Origin of the sequence: Arthrobacter sp. S2(2024) (assembly GCF_036662515.1) — a bacterium.
Lineage (GTDB): Bacteria > Actinomycetota > Actinomycetes > Actinomycetales > Micrococcaceae > Arthrobacter.
In genome coordinates this window covers 1-5,525 of record NZ_JAYKZI010000029.1, presented here as the reverse complement: position 1 = coordinate 5,525, position 5,525 = coordinate 1, and the positions used below count along the sequence as shown (strand labels likewise).

The following is a 5,525-nucleotide window of genomic DNA, read 5'->3' as shown; positions in this document are numbered from 1 at the left end:
AAGCCTGATGCAGCGACGCCGCGTGAGGGATGACGGCCTTCGGGTTGTAAACCTCTTTCAGTAGGGAAGAAGCGTAAGTGACGGTACCTGCAGAAGAAGCGCCGGCTAACTACGTGCCAGCAGCCGCGGTAATACGTAGGGCGCAAGCGTTATCCGGAATTATTGGGCGTAAAGAGCTCGTAGGCGGTTTGTCGCGTCTGCTGTGAAAGACCGGGGCTCAACTCCGGTTCTGCAGTGGGTACGGGCAGACTAGAGTGATGTAGGGGAGACTGGAATTCCTGGTGTAGCGGTGAAATGCGCAGATATCAGGAGGAACACCGATGGCGAAGGCAGGTCTCTGGGCATTAACTGACGCTGAGGAGCGAAAGCATGGGGAGCGAACAGGATTAGATACCCTGGTAGTCCATGCCGTAAACGTTGGGCACTAGGTGTGGGGGACATTCCACGTTTTCCGCGCCGTAGCTAACGCATTAAGTGCCCCGCCTGGGGAGTACGGCCGCAAGGCTAAAACTCAAAGGAATTGACGGGGGCCCGCACAAGCGGCGGAGCATGCGGATTAATTCGATGCAACGCGAAGAACCTTACCAAGGCTTGACATGAACCGGTAACGCCTGGAAACAGGTGCCCCGCTTGCGGTCGGTTTACAGGTGGTGCATGGTTGTCGTCAGCTCGTGTCGTGAGATGTTGGGTTAAGTCCCGCAACGAGCGCAACCCTCGTTCCATGTTGCCAGCACGTAGTGGTGGGGACTCATGGGAGACTGCCGGGGTCAACTCGGAGGAAGGTGGGGACGACGTCAAATCATCATGCCCCTTATGTCTTGGGCTTCACGCATGCTACAATGGCCGGTACAAAGGGTTGCGATACTGTGAGGTGGAGCTAATCCCAAAAAGCCGGTCTCAGTTCGGATTGGGGTCTGCAACTCGACCCCATGAAGTCGGAGTCGCTAGTAATCGCAGATCAGCAACGCTGCGGTGAATACGTTCCCGGGCCTTGTACACACCGCCCGTCAAGTCACGAAAGTTGGTAACACCCGAAGCCGGTGGCCTAACCCTTGTGGGGGGAGCCGTCGAAGGTGGGACCGGCGATTGGGACTAAGTCGTAACAAGGTAGCCGTACCGGAAGGTGCGGCTGGATCACCTCCTTTCTAAGGAGCACCATTATCGCCCTTCTTCCTTCCGCATGGTTGGTGGGGGGGGGTGTGGAAGCAAAGCCCATTGCGCAGGCGTCTGTTCTGCGGTGGGTGCTCATGGGTGGAATATCAGCAGATAGCGGCCGGGTGGTTTCTTTCCCGCATTCAGTACGGATGTCCTGTCATTTTTGTGGTGGGGTGTTGTGGAACGGTGCGGGTGGGGGGTTGTCCGGTTTTCGTGTTTGGCACACTGTTGGGTCCTGAGGCAACAGGGCCGTCGGGGGTGCGTGGCCTGTGTGGGTTGCGTGGTTCCGGGCGGGTTTGTGTGTTTCTGGTTTCCTGGCTGCATTGCGTCGTGTGTTCCCGGTCGTCCTCTCCTTTTGTTGNCCCGCGTTCAGTACGGATGTCCTGTCATTTTTGTGGTGGGGTGTTGTGGAACGGTGCGGGTGGGGGGTTGTCCGGTTTTCGTGTTTGGCACACTGTTGGGTCCTGAGGCAACAGGGCCGTCGGGGGGTGCGTGGCCTGTGTGGGTTGCGTGGTTCCGGGCGGGTTTGTGTGTTTCTGGTTTCCTGGCTGCATTTCGTCGTGTGTTCCCGGTCGTCCCTTTGGGGGTGGCGGGGGTGCGGGGGGTGTGTGGTACGGGGTTGTTGTTTGAGAACTACATAGTGGACGCGAGCATCTAGGCACGCGCATGGTCATTGCCTCTTGTGGGGTGGTGGGGTGTGTGTGTCTTACAGCAATTTCTTTTTATGAACCCGGCCCTTTCGGGGGTTTGGTNGGGGGTGGCGGGGGTGCGGGGGGTGTGTGGTACGGGGTTGTTGTTTGAGAACTACATAGTGGACGCGAGCATCTAGGCACGCGCATGGTCATTGCCTCTTGTGGGGTGGTGGGGTGTGTGTGTCTTACAGCAATTTCTTTTTATGAACCCGGCCCTTTCGGGGGTTTGGTTCTCTCGAGAAGTTTTTTGATCTTGTGTGGTCAAGTTTTTAAGGGCACACGGTGGATGCCTTGGCATTAGGAGCCGAAGAAGGACGTAGGAATCTGCGATAAGCCTGGGGGAGTTGATAACCGAACGGTGATCCCAGGATGTCCGAATGGGGAAACCCCGCCAGACGCTTTTTGCGTGATCTGGTGACCCGCATCTGAACACATAGGGTGCGTGGGGGGAACGCGGGGAAGTGAAACATCTCAGTACCCGCAGGAAGAGAAAACAAGAGTGATTCCGTTAGTAGTGGCGAGCGAACGCGGATGAGGCTAAACCGTTCCATGTGTGATAGCCGGCGGGCGTTGCATGGGCGGGGTTGTGGGACTTTCCGTACTGGTTCTGCCGGACCGGTGGGGTGAGAGTGCAGGCATAGGTGAACGGTCTTGAAAGGCCGGCCGGAGAGGGTGTTAGCCCCGTAACCGTAATGTTGTGTGCCGCCTGGAGAGGATCCCAAGTAGCACGGGGCCCGAGAAATCCCGTGTGAATCTGTCAGGACCACCTGATAAGCCTAAATACTTCCTAATGACCGATAGCGGACCAGTACCGTGAGGGAAAGGTGAAAAGTACCCCGGGAGGGGAGTGAAACAGTACCTGAAACCGTGTGCTTACAATCCGTCGGAGCCAGTCTGATTCTGGTGACGGCGTGCCTTTTGAAGAATGAGCCTGCGAGTTAGTGTTACGTCGCGAGGTTAACCCGTGTGGGGTAGCCGTAGCGAAAGCGAGTCTGAACAGGGCGAGTGTAGTGGCGTGATCTAGACCCGAAGCGGAGTGATCTACCCATGGCCAGGTTGAAGCGACGGTAAGACGTCGTGGAGGACCGAACCCACTTCAGTTGAAAATGGAGGGGATGAGCTGTGGGTAGGGGTGAAAGGCCAATCAAACTCCGTGATAGCTGGTTCTCCCCGAAATGCATTTAGGTGCAGCGTTGCGTGTTTCTTGCCGGAGGTAGAGCTACTGGATGGCCGATGGGCCCTACAAGGTTACTGACGTCAGCCAAACTCCGAATGCCGGTAAGTGAGAGCGCAGCAGTGAGACTGTGGGGGATAAGCTTCATAGTCGAGAGGGAAACAGCCCAGACCACCAACTAAGGCCCCTAAGCGTGTGCTAAGTGGGAAAGGATGTGGAGTTGCGAAGACAACCAGGAGGTTGGCTTAGAAGCAGCCATCCTTGAAAGAGTGCGTAATAGCTCACTGGTCAAGTGATTCCGCGCCGACAATGTAGCGGGGCTCAAGTACACCGCCGAAGTTGTGGATTTCAGATAGTAGACAAGCCTTCGTGGTTCAGTCGTCTGGAGTGGTAGGGGAGCGTCGTGTGGGCGGTGAAGTCGCGGTGTAAACCAGCGGTGGAGCCTACACGAGTGAGAATGCAGGCATGAGTAGCGAAAGACGGGTGAGAAACCCGTCCGCCGAATGATCAAGGGTTCCAGGGTCAAGCTAATCTGCCCTGGGTAAGTCGGGACCTAAGGCGAGGCCGACAGGCGTAGTCGATGGACAACGGGTTGATATTCCCGTACCGGCGAAGGACCGCCCATGCCAAGCGGGGGATACTAACCGCCCGGAGCCTGCCCAATCACCCTTGTGGTGTGCGGGTTTTGGCCGAGCGCGGGACCTGATCCCGGGAGGTAAGCGTATTAACAGGTGTGACGCAGGAAGGTAGCCGGGCCGGGCGATGGTTGCCCCGGTCTAAGGATGTAGGGTCAGCGATAGGCAAATCCGTCGCTGTGTCTTTGATGACGTTCCTGAGATCTGATGGGACCCCCGTTCCGGGGGGATCCGGTGATCCTATGCTGCCTAGAAAAGCATCGGCGCGAGGTTCAAGCCGCCCGTACCCCAAACCGACACAGGTGATCAGGTAGAGAATACCAAGGCGATCGAGAGAATTATGGTTAAGGAACTCGGCAAAATGCCCCCGTAACTTCGGGAGAAGGGGGGCCCCAACCTTGAACACCACTTGCTGGTGGGAGGGGATCGGGGCCGCAGAGACCAGGGGGAAGCGACTGTTTACTAAAAACACAGGTCCGTGCGAAGTCGCAAGACGATGTATACGGACTGACTCCTGCCCGGTGCTGGAAGGTTAAGAGGACCGGTTAGCCGCAAGGCGAAGCTGAGAATTTAAGCCCCAGTAAACGGCGGTGGTAACTATAACCATCCTAAGGTAGCGAAATTCCTTGTCGGGTAAGTTCCGACCTGCACGAATGGAGTAACGACTTCCCCGCTGTCTCAACCATAAACTCGGCGAAATTGCAGTACGAGTAAAGATGCTCGTTACGCGCAGCAGGACGGAAAGACCCCGAGACCTTTACTATAGTTTGGTATTGGTGTTCGGAGTGGCTTGTGTAGGATAGGTGGGAGACGTTGAAGCCCTCACGCCAGTGGGGGTGGAGTCATCGTTGAAATACCACTCTGGTCACTTTGGACATCTAACTTCGGCCCGTGATCCGGGTCAGGGACAGTGCCTGATGGGTAGTTTAACTGGGGCGGTTGCCTCCTAAAAAGTAACGGAGGCGCCCAAAGGTTCCCTCAGCCTGGTTGGCAATCAGGTGTCGAGTGTAAGTGCACAAGGGAGCTTGACTGTGAGAGAGACATCTCAAGCAGGGACGAAAGTCGGGACTAGTGATCCGGCGGTACATTGTGGAATGGCCGTCGCTCAACGGATAAAAGGTACCTCGGGGATAACAGGCTGATCTTGCCCAAGAGTCCATATCGACGGCATGGTTTGGCACCTCGATGTCGGCTCGTCGCATCCTGGGGCTGGAGTAGGTCCCAAGGGTTGGGCTGTTCGCCCATTAAAGCGGTACGCGAGCTGGGTTTAGAACGTCGTGAGACAGTTCGGTCCCTATCCGCTGCGCGCGCAGGAAATTTGAGAAGGGCTGTCCTTAGTACGAGAGGACCGGGACGGACGAACCTCTGGTGTGTCAGTTGTACTGCCAAGTGCACCGCTGATTAGCTACGTTCGGATGGGATAACCGCTGAAAGCATCTAAGCGGGAAGCTCGCTTCAAGATGAGATTTCCATACACCTCGTGTGTGAGAGGCCCCCAGCCAGACCACTGGGTTGATAGGCCGGATGTGGAAGACAGGACTAAAGACTGTTGAAGCTGACCGGTACTAATAGGCCGACAACTTACACCACACAAACACGATCACTGCTTGCGTCCACTATGTGGTTCCCGAACAACAACCCGCCACCGGGTGTGTTCCATGGAACCAACAACTGAATAACAACACCACCGAACCCTTCACCGGGTCCGGACAAGTTGTAACCACGTATCTTCCCACCCCGCACCCACCGTGCGCGGGGACGGGTAACAGGGTTACGGCGGTCATAGCGTGGGGGAAACGCCCGGTCCCATTCCGAACCCGGAAGCTAAGACCCACAGCGCCGATGGTACTGCACCCGGGAGGGTGTGGG

The 5,525-nt window shown here is 56.7% G+C and carries 3 rRNA genes; all 3 read left to right on the top strand.

Going from position 1 to position 5,525, the window contains the following annotated elements:
- Nucleotides 1–1,145: ribosomal RNA gene (locus tag VLA65_RS21855) — 16S ribosomal RNA — on the top strand; the annotation flags it as partial.
- A 961-nt stretch (nt 1,146–2,106) separates the two neighbouring features.
- A 23S ribosomal RNA gene (locus VLA65_RS21850) occupies nt 2,107–5,246 on the top strand.
- Between the two features lie 182 nt (nt 5,247–5,428).
- Nucleotides 5,429–5,525 (top strand): 5S ribosomal RNA (gene rrf / locus VLA65_RS21845); the annotation flags it as partial.